Here is an 18,597-nt window from a genome sequence, read left to right on the forward strand (position 1 = left end):
GATCTCGTAGGGTCCGTGCGCAACGCGTTCATCCTGTCGCACCTCCGCCAGGTCGTCCGCACCCGCCAGCTACGAGCGATCTCGCCCGGATCCGGAGAGTCACACGGCCCGCGACGCGACGACGGTGGTCCCCGGATGGGCACCAGCAGGGGGCTTTCGCCTCTTTCCGCGTCGTCGCGGGCACCGGTTGGCTGTACGGCGGGGCGAGAGGGAGGTGCGTTCGATGCAGACTGTGGACACCGGCGACTTGGCGCTCGACGCCTATCGCGCCGTCGCTCCGGAATGGATCCTCGATTCCCTGGCCACCGTTGCAGAACGCCTGCGGGGCGCGCGCGTGCTCCACCTGAGCGCCACGCCGTATGGCGGCGGGGTGTCGGAACTCCTCCGGTCGGTCGTCCCGCTCTACAACGACCTCGGCTTGCACACGGAGTGGCAGATCATCAACGGCGAACCGGCTTTCTTCGCCGCCACCAAGAAACTTCACAACGCCCTGCAAGGCGCACCGGATCCGCTGGCCGAGACCGACCGGGCCGTCTACGAGGAGACCACCCGTCGCAACGCCGCCGACCTCGCCGAGGACCCCGACTTCGCGTCGTGGGACTTCGTCTTCGTCCATGATCCGCAACCGGCTGCCCTGCGTCTTTTCGCGAACGGCTCCCGGGCGCGTTGGGTCTGGCGCTGCCACATCGACACGTCGCAACCGCACCCCGAAGCGTGGCGATACCTGGAGAAGTTCATCGCCCCCTACGACGCGACGGTCTTCACGCTCGCGGAGTTCGTCCCCCCGTCGCTGTCCAGTGACCGCGTCGACGTCATTCCTCCGGCGATCGACCCGCTGAGCCCTAAGAACATGTCGCTCGACGAGCGCACCGCGCACGCGGTCCTGAACTGGATCGGGATCGAGCCCGCGCAACCGCTCATCACGCAGGTTTCCCGTTTCGACCCGTGGAAGGACCCGCTCGGCGTGATCGAGGCGTATCGGCTGGTCCGTGACGAGGTGCCGGACTTACAGCTCGCCCTGGTCGGTTCCATGGCGCTCGACGACCCGGAAGCCTGGGAGGTCTACCGCACGATCAGCGACGCGACCCGGACCGACAGCGGCGTCCACGTGTTCACGAACCTCACTGGCGTCGGCAACATCGAGGTCAACGCCTTCCAGCGCACGTCCGCGGTGATGGTGCAGAAGTCCATCCGCGAGGGGTTCGGCCTGGTCGTCTCCGAAGCTTTGTGGAAGAACACACCGGTCGTGGCGGGCCGGGCCGGCGGGATCCCTCTGCAAGTCGCCGACGATTCGGGCGGAGTACTGGTCGACTCGACGGAAGGCTGCGCAAAAGCGCTGGCCGAGCTGTTGACCGACCACGTGCGGTCCGCCGCGCTGGCCGCTGCCGGGCGCGAACGGGTCCATCGCCACTTCCTCGTGCCCCGCCTCGTACTCGATGAGCTGACCCTGCTCGACGGCCTGGCCCACGGAGACCAGCCCGGCGCCCTGATGACACGCGGCGGGCACCGGGACCCGATCTGCGGACTCTCGACAACGCCCGGTGACGAATCCTTCACCGCACGCCGCGACGGGGTGCTCCACCGATTCTGCTCGCAGGCGTGCCGCACCGCGTATCTCGCGTCCGGGAGGAAGAACCGATGACTGCGAAGCGCTGGCACGGAGGCGAACTGCGCCGTAACGCCCAGACTCACGGGTGGTCGATCCTGGCGCCCGACCGGGCCGCCCGGCCGCACTTGCCGATCCGCGCGTGCTGCCCGTTCTGCCCCGGGCCGAGCGAGGACACCCCCGCCGAGACCTGGCGGCTCGCCGACGCCGACGGCTGGCGTGTGCGCGCGGTACGCAACCGGTTCGCGCTCTCCGACCGGCACGAAGTCGTGATCGAATCACCGCGCCACGACTGGGATCCGGCAACTGCTCCGGTTTCCGAAGTCGCCGACGTACTGTCCGCGTGGCAGGCACGGCACCGTGCGCTGCGGGCGGACACGGCCCAGGTCGCCGTCTTCCGCAACTACGGCCTGGCCGCGGGCATCTCCCTGTCCCACCCGCATTCGCAGGTAGCGGGCCTCCCCGTGCTGTCGTCGGCCACCCGCCGCGAGCTCGAGATCGCCCGCGAGCACCACGCCTCGACCGGCCGGTGTATCGCGAACGACGAACTGACGGCCGAACTCACCACCGGCACCAGAATCGTCTACGCCGACGAGCAGGTCGTCGCGTTCAGCCCCTCCGCGCCGGCCGCCGACTGTGAAGTGCGGTTCACCCTCCACGAGCCGCAAGCCGACTTCGCAGTGGCACCCCGTGCGCGCATCGACGCGCTCGCTCATTGTTTGCGCGCGGTCCTCTCCGCGGTGCGGGCCGAGTTCGGCGATCCTGCCTACAATCTGGTCGTCCGCACCGCACCGAGCGGATTCGAGGACGCACCGTTCCTCGCGTGGTCCCTTCAGCTGCTCCCCCGGCTCGGCATCGCCGCCGGGCTGGAGCTCGTGACGGGGATCCCGGTGGTCATTGTTTCTCCGGAACGAGCCGCCGCCCGGCTACGCAACCGGGTTGCCGCCGCCCCGGCGTGAGCCGCGGCCCCGAGGCGAAGCGCCTCAGGAATTTGCCTTCTTCGCCAGCTCCGCGTACCACTCCTGCTGCCACTTCCCGGCGCGATAACGGTTCAGCGCGAACGCCGAGATCCCGTAAGCCACCGCAAGCGCCAGGCATGTGACGAAGTACAGACCGACTGCAGCGGCAGCCGAGTTGACCACCGCGCCCTCAGCGAACAACGGCGGAGCGACGACGCTCCCGGAGCTGTTCACCCAGATCGGTAGCACGTCACCGCGGTGTGTGCCTGCGTGCGCGTTCACCCGTGGGAAGTGGCGCACTCCATCGCGACCGAACCACATCGCGTCGATCGGCATCGGACTACCGACTTCCCCGCTGCGGCCCCCGACGGACATCGGTGGCCCGTCTGCGAGGAGCGTCGTAGTCGCCGGCCGGTTTTCGGTGAGCTCCCGGGCGGACTGCTCCTTCTGCGCGGCGTAGACCGCCGAGCCGGCCGCCGCGGAGAACGGGATCGCGGCCAGCGCCACCAGGATCGTCACGAGCACCAGTGCGGCTTGCACCCGGTCCGAGGTCCGCGCCACCGAGCCGTGTCCGGGGACGAGCAGGTGCCGCCACCGCAGCAAGCGGCTCGCCGACGAGTTCATGTCTCTCACCTTTCCTTGCCGCGCAACGGGTTTCGCCCCCAGCATGGCCGCACACCGGCGCGGCCGACGAGGCCTTGTACCCGCGGTGGCGTGCAGGCAGTCCCCGCCACCCGACCGCACTGCCTGTCAGGTCGCGGCCAAAGAACCTTGGCCTCTCGTCCCCGCGACCGGCAGGGTCGGATCGGGAAGAACGGAGTCCGCTATCCAGACGCGCGATATCATGGCCACCCCGGTGATCGCGGTGACCCCGTCCGCCTCGCTCGCGGAAGTCGCGGCTGTGATGACCGAACACGGCTTCACCACCCTTCCGGTCGTCGACCAAGCCGGCAAACCGATCGGGCTTGTCAGCGAGGTCGATCTCGTGCCGGCCGGATTTTCCCGTGACCCCGTGGCCGCCGGTGATCCCGACGCGGGCGCGGTGCTGGGCCGCCACCGCACGGTCGCGACCGTCATGCGCAGCCCCAGGCTTGGCCGTGCCCGGAAGTCTCGATCCGGCCGAACTGGCCCGCCTCATGAACGATGCGGGCGTGTACTACCTGTGGTGGACAACAGGATCCTGGTCGGCATGGTGACGTTCCGAGACGTGCTCCGTGCCGTGCCCACCGCCGGACCCTGCTGAGGACGGTCCGCCCACCGGCGGGTCCGGCGTCGCGGTGACCACGGCGTGGAGCGCGGCCGCCATCGCCTGGTGCATCACCGTCGGTTAGTCGCCCTCCACGTACCGGTGCCCAACCGGCTCCCGCAGCAAAGCGTCCAATTCGGACGGCGAGATCCGCGCCAGCACCGTGGAGTTGGCGATCTTGTACCCGTTTAGGTGCAGGATCGGCTGCACCGCGCCGTCGCGGCGCGGGTCGAGGAACCGGCTCGCCTGCCAGCTGATGGCCGACGGTCCCGTCTCGGCTTCACCGTCCCCGAGGACGTAGGCGACGAGCAAGCCGGGTTGTCGAACGTGGCGCCGAACGCATGAGCGAGTGAATACCCCAGCTCCCCGCCTTCGTGGATCGAGCCCGGGACGTGCGGGGATATGTGGCTCGGCACGCCGCCGGGGAAGGAGAACTGCCGAAGGAGCCGATGCAATCCGTCCTCGTCGCGGGAAATCTCGGGCCACAACTCGGAGTACGTGCCCTCGAGCCACGTGTGCGCCCCGCACAGCAGGCCCGCCGTGGCCGGGGACCCGTTACAAAGATCGCGTCCAGGTCGTGCGTCAGGATCGCGCGGTTGAGGTGCGCGTAGACGAAGCTCAACCCGGGAGAGGTCCCCCAGTGGCCGAGCAGGCGCGGTTTGATCTGTCCGGCCACAAGCGGTTCCCTCAGCAGCGGATCGGCCATGAGGTAGATCTGCCCCACAGCCGGATAGTTGGCCGCCCGCCATTGGGCTTCGACCTGAGCCAGCTCGACCGGCGGCAGAGTCGCGGCGGTGGCTCGAGAGCCGTCACCGCTTCGGCTCCGGCCGCACCACCAGCACCGGACACGACGCATGGTGCAGCAGCGCCTGGCTCGTCGAACCGAGAAGCATCCCGGCGAACCCGCCGCGCCCGCGGCTGCCGACGACCACCAGCTGGGCCTGGTCGGACTCGGCGAGCAGGACGGTCCGCGGCCGGTCCTGCAGAAGCATCCGGCGGACCTCGACCTCGGGGTACTTCTCCTGCCAGCCGGCGAGCCGCTGTGCCAGGAGGCGTTCCTCAGTCGGCTCCAGGGATTCCAGCTGCGGCATCAGCCGGGCGGTGCTGTCGGCCGAGTCGTACGTGACGTCGTTCCACGCGTGCACTGCCACTAGCGGAACTCCGCGGAAGCCGGCTTCTTCGAACGCGACCCCGATGGCGGCTTCGCTGTTCGGGGTGCAGTCAACGCCGACGACGACGGGGCCGTCCAGAGGCACCGGACCCTCGCCATGCCGCCCGCGGACCACCGCCACCGGGCAGTAGGCGTGACTCGCGACAGTCGCGGCCGTGGCACCGACGAGCATACCGGCGAACCCGCCGATCCCGCTCCGGCCGGCCACGACCATCCGGACGCGCCGCGACCGCTCGATCAGACCGGCGGACGGGGCGTCGGTGAGCACCTCCGTGCGCACGGCGAGAGCCGCGTCGACGGAGAGCGCCTGCTCCCGGGCCTTCGCGACGATCCGGTCACCGTCTTGCCGGAGCTGGTCGAACAGCACATCGCTCCCAGCCGGCGCACCGCCGTAGTAGAGAGCTGCCACCTGCAGGCAGTGCACGATTTCGAGCTCGAGGGCGCGTCCGGTCACGAGTCGCGCGGCCCACTGGACGGCCGCGTCGGCACCGGGGGAACCGTCGACGCCTACCACCACGGTGGTGCTGTTGTGCGTTGTCATGACCAAGGGTCCTCTCCGGACGAAACGGTCTCGGCGCCGACGACACCGGGCACCGCGAGCGCGAGCAGGGTGGCGACGTGACGGTCGGTAGTGTCGTCGTAGCGGTCGACAATGCGCACGAGCCCGTCGTGGACCTCGACTTTCCAGCGGCCCGTCCCGCCGTAGATCTCGAGCCGATGACGCACGTCCACCGCGATCGCTGCGTCCTCGCGCGCCAGCACCCGGACCACGTCACCCCGGGTGACGATGCCCACCACGCGGCTGCCGTCGACGATCGGCATCGCCCGGATCTTCGCGTCGACCAGAGCCTCGCAGAGGTCGGCGACGTCGGTGCCGGAAGACATCGCAGTGACTGGCGTGCTCATCACCTGCTCCACGGTTGTATCGACCGGCGCGGGAGGTTCGGGACGCAGGTGCGCCGACCGGGTGTCAGCTGGGATCCGGCCGCGGATCAGGTCGACTTCGGTGACGATACCGATGAGCCGTTCGTCGTCGTCGACCACCGGCAGTGCGGTGAATCCGTGCTCGAACAGCACCTCCGCGGCCTCTTTGGCCGGCACCCATGGATGGACCGTCACCACCGGCGCGGACATCAGGTCTCGTGCACGCATCGGGTTCTCCCTTTCGCTGTGCTACACCGAAAATAGGCAACACCCGGCATCCGGGGCTCCGGCCCGGAGTCACCGGCGCGAAGGACCAACGTCCTCAGCTCGGTGACCGAGCACCCCGCTCCAGGCCGTTTTGCCGACGCGCTCTTGGCACACGCGGGCAGCACCCGGACGGCCAACGAACGAGCTCCGAGTCGCGGCTGCTCGCGCGGACACTCCACCGCAGTCCCTCTGAGTTCTCGCCCGCCGGCGGCGCTTCGACCCGGCGCCCGGCGCCGTCCGACTTGCCTCAGCACGAGGTCGTGATGCGGCAACCGCAATGCGGGTATCGCGGGAAATGACGTCGAGGACGTCGTCGCTCACGAGGGACGGAAGCTTCGAGATCACTTCTTGCTTCCCGGCCGCACGACCGCGACCGGGCACGCGGAGTGCGCCAGCAGTGCCTTGCTCTTGGAGCCGAGCAGCATCCCGGTGAACCCGCCGCGCCCGCGGCTTCCGACGACGATCAGCTGGGCCCCTGCACCGCGTTCCAGCAGCGTCTGGACCGTCCGGGCACGCACGACCACCACCTCAACCGGCAGATGAGGGAACTTCTCGCGCGAGGGAGCCAACTGCTCGTCCACCAACCGGTGCTCGGCGGCGGCAACAGCCTCCGGGTCGAAGTCCCGTTTCCGCAGCGACCCGTCCGGAGTGATCTCGCTCCAGGTATGGATCGCCACGAGAGTGGTTCCGTGGGACGAAAGCGCGGGACTCGTCAGCGACGTTGCCGCGTATTCGCGCACCGCACGCTCCAGGCGACGGTCAGTGCGGGGTGTCCTGTGTCCTGAGCGGCAGCGTCACAGCCTCCCTCGGGCCGGCGGTGTGGAGCACATGCTCGCGAGCAGGTGTGCTGGCCGCTGTCGACGACGTACCCACAGAGCCTCGGGGATGCCGGTGTGCACGAGTGTGTCGTCCTTCGCCCGCGAGCAGTCGTCCCAATTCGGCACCGCTGAGGAGGGAAGTCCACGGCGTCGCGGCACCGGCCACCGGCGTCCGAAAGTCCCCGGTGCGGGGACCAACGCCTCTCACGGCGACCGGACGAGCGGAGAGAACCTGAGCACCCCGGCACGAGGAGGCAACGATGGGCCGCTGCAGCACCGCGGACTCCGTGTGCACCACCGGAACACTGCCGCGATGTGACCGAGGCCGGCCGTGACCTGGGCACGCATCGGTAAGCCCGAACAGGTCCGCGCTGCAGCCAACCTGCGCGACTACGCGCGGGCGTGCCGCGAGTTCAGCTGGGACGAAGCGCGTCGGGAGCTGTCCGGTCTCCCAAGCGGGAACAGCCTCAACATCGCCTGCGTGGCGGTCGACCGCCACGCGGCCGGGCCAAGAGGCGGGCAGACGGCGATCCGCTGGATCGATCGCCATGACCGAGCGCACGACTTCAGCTACAGCGAGCTCCGCGAGTGGACCAACCGGTTCGCGAACTTGCTGCAAGAACTCGGGGTGCGCCGCGGCGACCGGGTGTTCACCCTCCTCGGTCGCGTACCCGAACTGTACGTAGCGGCCCTGGGGACGATGAAGGCTGGTTGCGTGGTGTCGCCGCTGTTCTCCGCGTTCGGTCCCGAACCGATCCGCGAGAGGCTGCGCCTCGGCGAAGGTTCCGTCCTGGTCACCACTCCCGCGCTATACCGACGGAAGGTACGCGGAATCCGGGACTTCTTACCGTCGCTCAGCCATGTGCTCCTCGTCGGCGGGGACGCCGAACCACGGACGACCGCCCTCGGGCCTGCTCTGGCCGCTGCGGACCCCGAGTTCGACGCCGTGCCGACGAAACCGGAGGACGCCGCGCTGCTGCACTTCACGAGCGGGACGACCGGCACGCCGAAGGGCGCGCTCCACGTCCATCAAGCCGTGCTCGCACACCACGTCACCGCCCGCTACGCCCTTGACCTGCGGCCGGACGACATGTTCTGGTGCACCGCCGATCCTGGCTGGGTGACCGGGATGTCCTACGGCCTGATCGCTCCGCTGACGCACGGTGCCACGCTGATCAGCGACGAAGGCGAATTCGATGCCCTCCGCTGGTACCGGGTCCTGGCAGCACAGCACGTCACCGTTTGGTACACCGCTCCGACCGCACTGCGGATGCTGATGCGCGATGCGCGAAAACCCGGAGATTTCGATCTGGCTGCACTACGGTTCGTCGCCAGTGTCGGGGAGCCCCTCAACCCGGAGGTCGTGGTGTGGGGCCAGGAGGCGCTGGGCCGGCCGGTACACGACAACTGGTGGCAGACCGAGACGGGCTCCATCATGATCGCCAACCTCGCCGCGGCGGAGATCCGGCCAGGCTCCATGGGGCGGCCCCTTCCCGGCGTCAAGGCCGGTCTGCTCGAACGAGGACCGGACGGACGCGCCCTCGTCACCGATGGCCGGGTTCACGAGATCACCGCGCCAGGGGTGGAAGGTGAGCTCGCCCTGCGACCCGACTGGCCGTCGATGTTCCGCGCCTACTGGCACGACTCCGAGCGCTACGCGCGCGCGTTCGCCGACGGCTGGTACCTCACCGGCGACGTCGCCCGACGGGACGAAGACGGCCACTTCTGGTTCGTCGGTCGCGCGGACGACGTGATCAAATCAGCAGGTCACCTCGTGGGCCCGTTCGAAGTCGAGAACGCGCTGCTGGCGCACCCCGCTGTCGCTGAGGCGGGGGTGATCGGCAAGCCCGACCCGGTCGCCGGCGAACTCGTCAAGGCGTTCGTGACTCTGCGCCCCGGCTACGAACCCACTGAAACCCTCCGCTGGGAACTGCTGGTTTTCGGGCGGCACGCGCTCGGCGCGGTCGCACCCAAAGAGCTCGTGTTCGACCAGTGGCTACCGCACACCCGAAGCGGCAAAGTGATGCGTCGGTTGCTCAAAGCCAGGGAGCTGGGGCTCCCCGAGGGCGACGTGTCCACCTTGGAGGTCCCGGGATGAGCAGACGACAGGCCGCGCAGAGCGCCCGCGCGAAGCACCGTACGGAATTGCTGCGCCAGATGGTCCGGATCCGGCGGTTCGAAGAACGTTGCGTCGAGCTGTACAGCGCGGCGCGGATCCGCGGCTTCATGCACCTCTACATCGGCGAGGAAGCGGTGGCGGCCGGAATTCTGCAGGCCGTCGGTGCCGGCGACGCCGTGGTGTCCACCTACCGCGAACACGGGCACGCACTCGCACGTGGACTGCCCATGGACGCGGTGCTCGCCGAGATGTACGGGCGCACCACCGGGTGCAGCCGCGGCCGAGGCGGCTCGATGCACCTGTTCGACGCGTCCCGGCGATTCTACGGCGGGAACGCGATCGTCGGCGGCGGATTGCCGGTCGCCGTCGGCCTGGCACTCGCCGATGCGATGCGCGGCCGGCCACAGGTCACGGTGTGCCTGTTCGGTGACGGCGCAGTCGCAGAAGGCGAGTTCCACGAATGCCTCAACCTCGCCGCACTCTGGCGGTTGCCAGTGCTGTTCTGCTGCGAGAACAACCTGTACGCGATGGGCACGCGGCTGGACCGGGCCCAGGCAGAGGTCGATCTCGCCGCCCGCGCCGCCTCCTACGGCATGCAGGCTCGCGCGGTTGACGGCATGGACGTGCTCGCCGTCGCCGAAGCCGCCGATCAGGCCGTCGAGAAGATCCGCACCGAACCCCGCCCGCAGTTCCTCGAACTGCGCACCTACCGCTTCCGCGCGCACTCGATGTACGACCCGGACCGGTACCGCGACAAATCGGAAATCGAGCGCTGGAAGGAAGCCGACCCGATCCCCCGCCTCAAGCACCGGATGACCGAGGACGGGGAATTGACCGGGCGCCGGGCGGCGGCGATCGAGGCCGACGTGGACCGGGAGATCAACGCCGCGATCGAAGCGGCCGAGGCCGGCCCGCTCGAGCCGGTCGAAGACCTCACGCGGTTCGTCTACTCGGAGCGGCCATGACCACCTATCGCGAAGCTCTGCGGGCCGGCCTGCGCGATGCCCTCGAACACGACGAGCGCACGTTCCTCATGGGCGAGGACGTCGGCCGTTACGGCGGATGCTTCGCGGTCAGCCTCGGCCTGCTGGAAGAGTTCGGGCCCGATCGCGTCCGCGACACCCCCCTGTCGGAGTCCGCGTTCGTCGGCGCCGGGATCGGCGCCGCACTCGGCGGGATGCGGCCGATCGTCGAGATCATGACGGTCAACTTCAGCTTGCTGGCGCTGGACCAGATTCTCAACAACGCCGCGACGCTGCTGCACATGTCCGGCGGTCAGCTCAACGTGCCGCTGGTGATCCGGATGACAACCGGTGCCGGGCGGCAACTCGCCGCGCAGCATTCCCACAGCCTCGAAGGCTGGTACGCCCACATCCCCGGCCTGCGGATCGTCGCCCCCGCGACGATGGAGGACGCCCGCGGAATGCTGTGGACCGCGGTGCAGGATCCGGACCCGGTCCTGCTGTTCGAACACGGCACGCTGTACAACGTGTCCGGTGAGCTGGCGCCGGACGCAGGCGCGGTGGACATCGACCGCGCGGTGATCCGACGACCCGGCACCGACGTCACCTTGATCGCCTACGGCGGCACACTGCGCACCGCACTCGACGCCGCCGGTGAACTCGCCGATTCGGGCGTCGACGCCGAAGTCCTCGACCTGCGTACGCTGCGGCCTCTCGACGAGCCCGCGATCCTCGACTCGATCGCCCGCACGCACCGCCTGGTCGTCGTCGACGAAGGCTGGCGCAGCGGCAGCCTGTCCGCCGAGATCGCGGCGCGGGTCGCGGAAAACTCGCTGTACGAGCTCGACGCCCCGATCGAACGCGTGTGCACCGCCGAGGTGCCGATCCCCTACGCGCAGCAACTCGAGCAAGCCGCCCTGCCGCAGCTGGCGGACGTCGTGGCAGCAGCCCGGCGGGCGGTGGGCTGAGATGGCGGAGTTCCTGATGCCCGCGCTCGGCGCGGACATGACCGAGGGCACGGTCCTCGAATGGCTGGTGAAGGCCGGGGACACCGTGCGAAAGGGTGACATCGTTGCGGTGGTGGACACGGACAAAGCCGCGATCGAGGTCGAGTGTTTCACCAGCGGCAAGGTGAGCGAGGTTCTCGTGCCGGTGGGCACGCGCGTTCCGGTGGGGACACCGCTGGCTGTCCTCGCCGCGGGTCGCGGCATGACTGAAGTCGGACCGACGCAGGACGAACGTGGACCTGCACCGGAGACCGTTCCACATGTAGAGCCAGGTCCTCCCGCCGAAGTGCGGCTCGCGACACCGCCGACCCGCAAGTTCGCCGCGGAGTCCGGAGTCGACCTCACGACCGTGCACGGCTCGGGCCGCGACGGACAGGTGACTCACGCCGACGTCGCGCGGGCCATCGCCGCGCGGACCTCGCTGCCGGGAGGCCGCGTCCGCATTTCGCCCTACGCCCGGAAGCTGGCGACCGAACTGGGGGTGGCCGTGTCCTCCCTCCCCCCGGCGCAGGCGCGCCGGGCGATCCACGCTCGCGATGTACGAGCAGCGGCCCAGCGCCGGGCGGAACGAGCGCCGGCGCGCCACGGCCAGGACGCGGAAGCCATGCGCCGGGCGATCGGCGCCCTGATGGCGCGGGCCAAGCGCGAGATCCCGCATTACTACCTGTCCACCACGATCGACCTGCACACCGCGGTGAAGTGGCTGCGCGAGCACAACTTGCACGTTCCGGTACCCGAGCGGCTCCTGCCCACGGCGCTCCTGCTCAAGGCGACCGCGCTGGCCGCCCGGCGTGCACCTCAGCTCAATGGACACTGGGTCGACGACAGCTTCCGCCCGGCGGACTCCGTCCACCTCGGGACGGCAGTCGCCCTGCGCGGAGGTGGGCTCCTCACGCCCGTGATTCTCGACGCGGCGGACCGCTCCGCATCGGAGCTGATGGCCGAACTGCGTGCCGCTGTGATCCGGGCGAGGACGGGGGCCTTGCGCTCCACGGACCTCACGGCAGGCACCATCACCGTGACCAATCTCGGCGACAACGGCGTCGAGTCGGTTCACGGCGTCATCTACCCGCCGCAGGTCGCCCTCGTGGGGTTCGGCGCGATCACCTCGCGCCCATGGGCAGTCGACGGCCTGCTCGGCGTCCGCCCTCTTGTCACCGCGACGCTGTCTGCCGACCACCGCGCCAGCGACGGCGCGACCGGTGCGCGTTTCTTGAGTCGCGTTGCCGCTCTGCTGCAGCAACCGGAGGAACTATGACCCCGCCGCTCACCCGTGCCGAAGCGAAAAGCGCGCTCCACGCCGCGCTGGCCGGCTTCGCCAGCGAAGCCGAACTCGAGCAACTGTCGCCGTCGGAAAACCTCCGCGAAGCCCTCGAACTCGATTCGATGGACTTCCTGACCTTCGTGGAACGGCTGTCGGAACAGCTCGGACGTCGCATCGAGGAGGACGACTACGACCACCTGGCCACCCTGGACTCAGCCGCGGACTTCCTCGGCGAAGCACATCGCTGACTGCGATCAAGCCCCTGGGACAGCCGTGCTCACTCGTCGTCGGCGCGAGCTGCCCGCGGTGGTGTCCGTGGTCGACGACTTGGCCACACAGTTGCCGCCTTCGTCGGCCGGGGACTTCGGTGCTTCGAGTCTCGGTCGTGACGCCACCGCGGTGCGGTGCGCGTCGAGAAGATCACGCGCGGCCATTCGCCCCGCCGACGAAGGCGGTCGAGCCCTCGCCGCGCCCCTGCATCCGGCGAAAGCAGGTAACCCAACCGGCACAAGGAGGTCGTGATGAAGCTGGTCCGCATCTGGTTCGGGCTCGTCCTGGTGGCCCTGGGCGTACTGGGAATCCTGGACACCGCCGGCGTCGCGGAATGGAACGTCACCGCCGGGCGGTGGTGGCCGCTGGCGATCATCGGGTTGGGTCTCACGGCGATGTGGTCGCAGCGACGGGTCTCGTTCGGTCCGGGCCTGCTGACCGTCGTCGGGCTGGTGCTGCTCGCGGGGCAGCTGCAGTGGACGCAAAAGACGTTGTTCTGGCCGGCGCTGCTGCTCCTCGCGGGAGTCGTGGTCCTCGCCGGGCTGCGGCCAAGCCGGTCCCGCTCCCTGCCGCGCACCGAATCGCTGGCCCTGCTGGGCGGGGCGAAGACCGTCGACCGGTCCGAGCACTTCACCCATGCCGACGTCGCGGCGGTCCTGGGCGGTTCCACCCTCGACCTGCGTCACGCCCACGTCGACGACCAGGCGACGGTCGATGCGTTCGCGCTCTTCGGCGGCGTCGACGTGCTGGTGCCCGAAGACTGGCGCGTGCACGTCGGCGGGCTGCCGATCCTCGGCGGCTACGAGGACAAGACCTCCGCCGACGACGGTGTTCTCCCGGACAACGCACCCGTCCTGAAGGTCAACGCCACAGCCGTGCTCGGCGGGGTCAAGGTCGCGCACGAACCGAGCTGACAGCCGGGCCGTCAGTCCTCACCGTGCTGCACGAGCTCTTCGGTCGACCGCCGCACCCGCGGCGGTTCCGGTTCCGAACTGTGTCCGATCCGCATGAGCACCTGCGGTACTCCTGTCAACGAGAGCTCTTCACCGAGTTTCGCGCGCACCGTTTCGAGGTGCAGGGGCTGAGTCAGCACGGCGCCCACCAGGCCGAGGTCGACTGCCGTGAGCCACGCGAGTTCCAAGGCGTATCCAGCCCGCAAGTGGTCCAGGCGGGTATCGCCGGGCGTCACGAGAACGACCAGGACGCCGGCCGCCAGCCGCTCTTCGATCTCGGTCCGGTGCGGGATCTCGGTCGCCCGGCGGACCAGTCCCGCCCAAGGCACTGCACCGGCCGGGATGCGACCCGCGGGAATGCCGACGCCGTGACGGTGCGTCGCCTCGTCCCGGATCGTCCACAACGACAGCTCACGCTGGTACCCGCTGTCGGACTGGAACTTCCCCGCCGCGACGTGCAGCAACTTCGCGACGGCCGCGATGTCGGGCTCACGGGTGACGAGCCGGGCATCGACACCCGACGTCCTGGCGGCCGAGACAACCCTCCGAGCGGCGCTGTCACGCACCGGTTGCAAGCCGAATGGCCTCCGATGGCTCGCTCGGTGGGCGATCGCGCGGTGCAGCCGGACCTCTTCGTGCGTGGGCGCCGACGACCGCTGGGCATCCACCCGCGCCACCACCTCGGGCCGGTGTTCGTCCGGCAGCAGGACGACCTCAGCTGCCCGCCCCAGCGTTCGGACTGCCAGCTCGAGGTTCACGACCGCCGCACCGCACGACGCGGCGCGATCCCGACCGTCCGGGTCGTGGTGTGGCAGAACGAGGTCGTCCCGTTCACGCAGCCACGCCCGTCCCGGTGCGAGGTCCAGCAGCCACGGCTGGAGGTTGTGCACGGACGGTGCGCCGAGCACGGCCCGAGCGAGGTGCTCGGTCTCGGCGCTCGTCCAGACATCAGTCTCCACCGCCCTCACCCCTCCGGCCGAGCCGACCCGCACCCGCTGTCCACAGGTCGCGGCGATAACGCTGCAGGCTGGTGAGCAAGCGTTCCTCCGGACCTTCCAGTTCGGGAGCCGCGGTGAGGACCTGCGCATCGCCGCGAATGAGCTCCGCGAGGAATAGCGACAGGCGCGCCGGCTCCGGTACGAGCTGCGCGCCGGCGTAGGCGACGACGAGGAGATCCTCACCCGAGTTTGTCTCGATCGCCACCGACCAGCCGTGCCGCTCGTCCCACAACAGCGCGACGTCCCGATCGGAGTGTTGGGGCAGGCGCATCTCCAGCGCGATGTACGCCGAGAGGGGCGGGTCCAGGTCGGTGGTACACGACGCCTCGCCCACGCCCATCGCGGCACTCACGGCGGCGACGTAGCCGGACAGACCGCACAGGAACGCGTATTCCCGATCCGAATCATCTCCGAGCGGGTGGGTCACGGTGCCCCTCCACCTTCCGTCCCCACTTCGCTCCGACGCACTCGGCCAAGTGCAGCCATTCGTTTCTCCTTTGCCTGCCCGTCTCGTCTCCAGCACACCTCGGCCGACCGGTGCGCCGAGGTGGCCGTACGGCCCGTGTCCGGGTGACGAACGGCCTCAGCGCGTCCTGCGGCGCAGCGTTGCGGCGGCCAGCATCGGCGCGAGCACCGCCGTCCGGGCGGCACGAGAGACGCGACAGGCGCCAGCCCACGTAGACCCGTGCCACGAACAGCCCGCGCCGCAGCAACCGCGGACCGTGAGAATGTCGAGCTTGTTCCGCGGCGCAGAGCTGAGCTGCCCGCGGATGCGCCGAACACGGTGACCGTGCCCGCTGCGACGCCCTGCACACCGACGACGCGGTGCTCCGGCTGGCCGGCCCGGACAACCTGCAGCGCGCACCGCCGCCGTAGGCGTCGGTCATCTCGAGAGGGGCCTTCTTGCCTCGGACTTACCGCCGAGCAGCTCGACCACCGACACGGGCAGCAGTTCCAGAACGCCGTCGAGGCGGCACAGACTCCCGACCGCCGCCGGTACCTCGGCGCGCGTCGAGTCGGCGGACCCAGCGAACCGGGCCACAAAACCGGGGACGGCGTACCGGGTCGGTACGAAGGCCGGATGCCAGCCCTCGTAGAACAAGCCGCGCAGCAGCTCTGGCAGCTGGGCCGCGAACCTCGCGGCGCCCTCCACGGTCAGCCGATCGCGCACCGTATGCAGCCAGGCACGGAGCATCCGGTGCGCGTCCCGGTCGTCTTTCGCGCCGAGGTGGTCGCGGACCACGGCCAGCCACTCGTGCGCGGTGCTTTCCGCGTGTGCAAAGGGGTCGGACATCGTGGCCTCCTGCGGACGAGGACCCCAAGGTTCGCATCGGCCCCTTGACCGCGCCAGACGACCTTGTCGGCCTCGACCACGACGAAGGTGACCGCCACAGCGACCAGGACCCGAAACCACGTCCCAGCTCCGACCGGCGCGGTGTGGAACAGCGTATTCATCACAGGCACGTAGGTGAGCACCAGTTGGAGCACCGCGGTGGCTCCGATGCCGAGGGCCAGTATTCCGCTGTGCCGGGGCCACGCGAGCACGACGAGCCGGTTCAGCGAACGGCAAGTGATCAGGTAGGCGATCTGCACCCCGACGAACACGTTCGTCGCGCTGGTACGCGCCTCCGCGATCGCTGCGCCCGCAGCGAGCTCAGCGCGGTAGGCCCAGAACGCGGCTGCCACCAACAGGATCGAGAGCACGAGGACCCGCCGCAGCAGGGCAGCAGTGAACAGCGGTTGCCGCGGCGGGAGCGGCGGGCGGCGCATCAAGTCCGGCTCTTGCAGCTCGAACGCCAAGGTGAGCCCGAGGAACACCGGTCTTGTCGGTGCAGATCACTGTGGTCGACCCGAGGGTTTCCACCGCGGGGAGATGGCGCACGATCGCACCGCGCCGTGACATCCGCACGACGCCGATGGCCAGCACGATGGTCACCGCCGCAGGCAGCCCCTCCGGGATCGCGCCCACGGCAAGTGCGACGGCGGCGGTGAAAATCTCAGCCATCGACATCCCCCGCACCAGGCCGACCGTGAATGCGGCCGCAGCCACGGCCACAATCCCGATGGTCAGATGCCGGGAGAACCCGGTGAGCTTGCGGGTCAGCGGGGTGACGGCCGGGCCGGCACCGCTGACCATCCGCTGGATGCCGCCGAGCTGCGTCGCCGCGCCGGTGGCCACGACCAAGGCGCGCGCCGAGCCATGTGTGACGACCGTCCCGGAGTACGCGGTATTCGTCCGATCGGCGACGATGGTGTCATCGGGCAGCACCGCCACGGTCTTCGACACCGGTACCGACTCGCCCGTCAGTGCCGACTCGTCGATTTCCAGCGCGTGCAGTTCGGCGAGCCGGACATCGGCCGGGATCCGGTCACCACCGGCGAGCTCCACAATGTCACCGGGCACGAGTTCCTCGGCCGGAACCCGCTGCCCGCGACCGCCGCGAACCACCGTCGCTTCCACCGGCACCAACCGGCCCAGTGCGTCGAGCGCGTGCACAGCGCGAGACTCCTGCACATACCCGATCAGTGCGTTGAGCAGGACCACCCCCACCGATGACGGCGGCGTCGACGTAGCCGCCGAATGCCAGTGTGACGAGGCCCGCGGCCAGCAGCATGTAGATCAGCGGGTCACGAAGCTGAGCCAGCACCCGCCTCAGGAGTCCCGGTCCCTGGGCCGTCTCGAGCTGGTTCGGCCCGTGACTGACCAGCCGGGCGGCAGCCTCACCAGCGTCCAGCCCGGCTGCCAGGTCGGTCCGAAGCTTCTCGACCAGCACCTCCAACGGGATCGCGTGCGGTGTGTCGAGCGCTCCGGTGCTCGGCGCGGCCATCAGGCGTCGCCGCGGTGGATTGCCGTCGCACCGACGAGCTGGTTCCCTTCACGCAAGCCTCTGGTCCGCATCACGCCTCCTCGGCTTTCGAGTCGCCGCCTCCCGGGGAGCCGGTTGCGGCCGAGCGGCCGCACGGGTCCGGGCGTGCCGTCCTCGCCGATGAAGATGCCCACCAGCCAATGCTTCTCCTGCCCAACCGCCTGCTTCGGATCACACACTGGGGTACTTGGCGAGGATTTCGCGCAGCGCGGAGACAAACCGCAGCGATTCGTCGTGTTCGCGCTGCCAGACGTTGCGGCCGAAGATCAGGCCGGTCGCCCCGGCTTCCATGGCCTGGCGCGCCTTCTCGAACATCGCGTCGTCGCCCGCTCTGGACCCGCCGGAGACGAGCAGCAGTGTCCGGCCGGCCGAGCGCACGACGGCGTCAATGGCCTGCTGGCTCGTGAACTCCGCGTCGTAGGCCCGTGGCACGTGCGAATTCTTGTCCGGGTGCGGGAAGTTCACCTTCACGACGTCGGCACCGAGCTCGGTGGCCGTTCGCGCGGCGTAGTCCACGGCGTAGAAGGAATCCCGCCCGCCTTTGGCCTCGATCGCCGCGCCGCGCGGGTAGGCCCACACGATCAGCGGCATGCCGAGCCGGTGGGCGTCCGCGCGGACCTGGCGTAGCTGCGCGAAATCGTGCTCCTGTGCGGGCGTGCCGACGTAGAGGGTGTAGCCGACGGCGTCAGCGCCGAGCCGCACGGCTTCCTCGACGCTGCCGTGCAGCGGCGACAGCGCCTCGGCATCCGATGGGATCTCGGTCTTCCCATTGAGCTTCAGCACCAGCGGGAGCTCGCCCGCGTAGTCCCAATAGAACTTCTCGGCGAGCCCGATCTGGATGGCGATCCCGTTGAAGCCGCCCTCGACAGCCAGCTTCAGGATGTATTTCGGGTCACCGGCCCGCGGATTGGCGAAGAAGTCCCGCGGCCCGTGCTCGAGGCCCTGGTCATAGGGCAGGAAGAACGCGGTCCCGTTGCGCAGGCCGTGTTCGTGCAGAATTCGGTGCAACCGTGCCTTCTTCCCGGTGTTCAGCCCCAGCTCGGCCAGCGGTGGACGAGGTGTCATGACGGATGTCCTACCTTTCGAGTACGGGTTTGATCTGGTCGTTCGTAGGATCGGAGGACCCGGGGGTTTCGGGTATGGCTGTCATGACTGAGCCGTCGGAT

20 protein-coding genes and 2 pseudogenes are annotated in these 18,597 nt (G+C 69.5%); 9 read left to right on the top strand and 13 right to left on the bottom strand.

Annotated features, from left to right (window positions below):
• Positions 1-223 precede the first annotated feature (223 nt).
• Complete coding sequence (locus ACWEOE_RS40130; RefSeq protein WP_452018777.1) at positions 224-1,642, top strand: glycosyltransferase; 1,419 nt, start codon at positions 224-226, stop codon at positions 1,640-1,642.
• Entirely contained in the window at positions 1,639-2,565 is a 927-nt protein-coding gene (locus ACWEOE_RS40135) for a galactose-1-phosphate uridylyltransferase (RefSeq protein ID WP_452018739.1), read from the top strand. Before ACWEOE_RS40130 ends, ACWEOE_RS40135 begins: the two co-directional genes overlap by 4 nt.
• Before the next feature lie 24 nt (positions 2,566-2,589).
• On the opposite strand, the gene ACWEOE_RS40140 is transcribed toward ACWEOE_RS40135, so the two are convergent.
• Positions 2,590-3,189, bottom strand: a complete 600-nt coding sequence (locus tag ACWEOE_RS40140) for an Rv1733c family protein (protein ID WP_452018741.1) — start codon at positions 3,187-3,189, stop codon at positions 2,590-2,592.
• A 220-nt stretch (positions 3,190-3,409) separates the two neighbouring features.
• Between ACWEOE_RS40140 and ACWEOE_RS40145 the strand changes: the two genes are divergently transcribed.
• On the top strand, positions 3,410-3,808 hold the full coding sequence (locus ACWEOE_RS40145; protein ID WP_452018743.1) for a CBS domain-containing protein: 399 nt from the start codon (positions 3,410-3,412) through the stop codon (positions 3,806-3,808).
• A gap of 87 nt (positions 3,809-3,895) precedes the next feature.
• Here ACWEOE_RS40145 and ACWEOE_RS40150 read toward each other — a convergent pair.
• The 4 genes and pseudogenes from ACWEOE_RS40150 to ACWEOE_RS40165 form a co-directional block, all read right to left on the bottom strand.
• Positions 3,896-4,667, bottom strand: a pseudogene (locus tag ACWEOE_RS40150) (phosphoketolase family protein); the annotation flags it as partial.
• Entirely contained in the window at positions 4,621-5,523 is a 903-nt protein-coding gene (locus ACWEOE_RS40155) for a universal stress protein (RefSeq protein ID WP_452018745.1), read from the bottom strand. The pseudogene ACWEOE_RS40150 and the gene ACWEOE_RS40155, both read right to left, overlap by 47 nt.
• Positions 5,520-6,134 (bottom strand): CBS domain-containing protein, encoded by a 615-nt coding sequence (locus tag ACWEOE_RS40160; protein WP_452018747.1) that lies wholly within the window; start codon positions 6,132-6,134, stop codon positions 5,520-5,522. Before ACWEOE_RS40160 ends, ACWEOE_RS40155 begins: the two co-directional genes overlap by 4 nt.
• A gap of 380 nt (positions 6,135-6,514) precedes the next feature.
• Positions 6,515-6,913 carry a universal stress protein gene (locus tag ACWEOE_RS40165; protein ID WP_452018749.1) on the bottom strand — a complete coding sequence of 133 codons (399 nt, stop codon included), beginning with the start codon at positions 6,911-6,913 and terminating at the stop codon, positions 6,515-6,517.
• A gap of 409 nt (positions 6,914-7,322) precedes the next feature.
• On the opposite strand from ACWEOE_RS40165, the gene acsA reads away from it, so the two are divergent.
• From acsA to ACWEOE_RS40195, 6 genes are all read left to right on the top strand, one after another.
• Entirely contained in the window at positions 7,323-9,089 is a 1,767-nt protein-coding gene (gene acsA / locus ACWEOE_RS40170; RefSeq protein ID WP_452018751.1) for an acetate--CoA ligase, read from the top strand.
• Positions 9,086-10,075, top strand: a complete 990-nt coding sequence (gene pdhA / locus ACWEOE_RS40175; protein ID WP_452018753.1) for a pyruvate dehydrogenase (acetyl-transferring) E1 component subunit alpha — start codon at positions 9,086-9,088, stop codon at positions 10,073-10,075. Before acsA ends, pdhA begins: the two co-directional genes overlap by 4 nt.
• A complete protein-coding gene (locus ACWEOE_RS40180) occupies positions 10,072-11,040 on the top strand; it encodes an alpha-ketoacid dehydrogenase subunit beta (RefSeq protein WP_452018755.1) in 969 nt (322 codons plus the stop codon). Before pdhA ends, ACWEOE_RS40180 begins: the two co-directional genes overlap by 4 nt.
• 1 nt (position 11,041) lies before the next feature.
• Entirely contained in the window at positions 11,042-12,337 is a 1,296-nt protein-coding gene (locus ACWEOE_RS40185; protein ID WP_452018757.1) for a dihydrolipoamide acetyltransferase family protein, read from the top strand.
• On the top strand, positions 12,334-12,591 hold the full coding sequence (locus tag ACWEOE_RS40190; protein ID WP_220241571.1) for an acyl carrier protein: 258 nt from the start codon (positions 12,334-12,336) through the stop codon (positions 12,589-12,591). The genes ACWEOE_RS40185 and ACWEOE_RS40190 overlap by 4 nt, the downstream gene beginning before the upstream one ends.
• 273 nt (positions 12,592-12,864) lie before the next feature.
• The gene (locus ACWEOE_RS40195; RefSeq protein ID WP_452018760.1) at positions 12,865-13,527 is read left to right on the top strand and encodes a LiaF transmembrane domain-containing protein; all 663 of its coding nucleotides are present in this window, start codon (positions 12,865-12,867) and stop codon (positions 13,525-13,527) included.
• Positions 13,528-13,538: 11 nt separating this feature from the next.
• Here the strand turns inward: ACWEOE_RS40195 and ACWEOE_RS40200 are convergent, their stop codons facing one another.
• The 8 genes and pseudogenes from ACWEOE_RS40200 to ACWEOE_RS40235 all read right to left on the bottom strand — a co-directional run bounded on the left by ACWEOE_RS40200 (position 13,539) and on the right by ACWEOE_RS40235 (position 18,496).
• On the bottom strand, positions 13,539-14,525 hold the full coding sequence (locus ACWEOE_RS40200; protein ID WP_452018762.1) for an Acg family FMN-binding oxidoreductase: 987 nt from the start codon (positions 14,523-14,525) through the stop codon (positions 13,539-13,541).
• Positions 14,515-14,991: a DUF6292 family protein gene (locus ACWEOE_RS40205; RefSeq protein ID WP_452018764.1), complete on the bottom strand. Its 477-nt coding sequence runs from the start codon at positions 14,989-14,991 to the stop codon at positions 14,515-14,517. Before ACWEOE_RS40205 ends, ACWEOE_RS40200 begins: the two co-directional genes overlap by 11 nt.
• A gap of 456 nt (positions 14,992-15,447) precedes the next feature.
• Positions 15,448-15,858 (bottom strand): DUF2267 domain-containing protein, encoded by a 411-nt coding sequence (locus ACWEOE_RS40210; RefSeq protein ID WP_452018766.1) that lies wholly within the window; start codon positions 15,856-15,858, stop codon positions 15,448-15,450.
• A 119-nt stretch (positions 15,859-15,977) separates the two neighbouring features.
• A pseudogene (locus tag ACWEOE_RS40215) lies at positions 15,978-16,334 on the bottom strand (cation transporting ATPase C-terminal domain-containing protein); the annotation flags it as partial.
• The gene (locus ACWEOE_RS40220) at positions 16,219-17,061 is read right to left on the bottom strand and encodes an HAD-IC family P-type ATPase (protein WP_452018768.1); all 843 of its coding nucleotides are present in this window, start codon (positions 17,059-17,061) and stop codon (positions 16,219-16,221) included. The pseudogene ACWEOE_RS40215 and the gene ACWEOE_RS40220, both read right to left, overlap by 116 nt.
• Entirely contained in the window at positions 16,958-17,392 is a 435-nt protein-coding gene (locus ACWEOE_RS40225; protein ID WP_452018770.1) for a cation-transporting P-type ATPase, read from the bottom strand. Before ACWEOE_RS40225 ends, ACWEOE_RS40220 begins: the two co-directional genes overlap by 104 nt.
• On the bottom strand, positions 17,392-17,565 hold the full coding sequence (locus ACWEOE_RS40230; RefSeq protein WP_452018772.1) for a hypothetical protein: 174 nt from the start codon (positions 17,563-17,565) through the stop codon (positions 17,392-17,394). The genes ACWEOE_RS40225 and ACWEOE_RS40230 overlap by 1 nt, the downstream gene beginning before the upstream one ends.
• Positions 17,566-17,602: 37 nt before the next feature.
• Positions 17,603-18,496 (bottom strand): class I fructose-bisphosphate aldolase, encoded by an 894-nt coding sequence (locus ACWEOE_RS40235; RefSeq protein ID WP_452018774.1) that lies wholly within the window; start codon positions 18,494-18,496, stop codon positions 17,603-17,605.
• Positions 18,497-18,597 lie beyond the last annotated feature (101 nt).

Source organism: Amycolatopsis sp. NPDC004368, assembly GCF_053602515.1.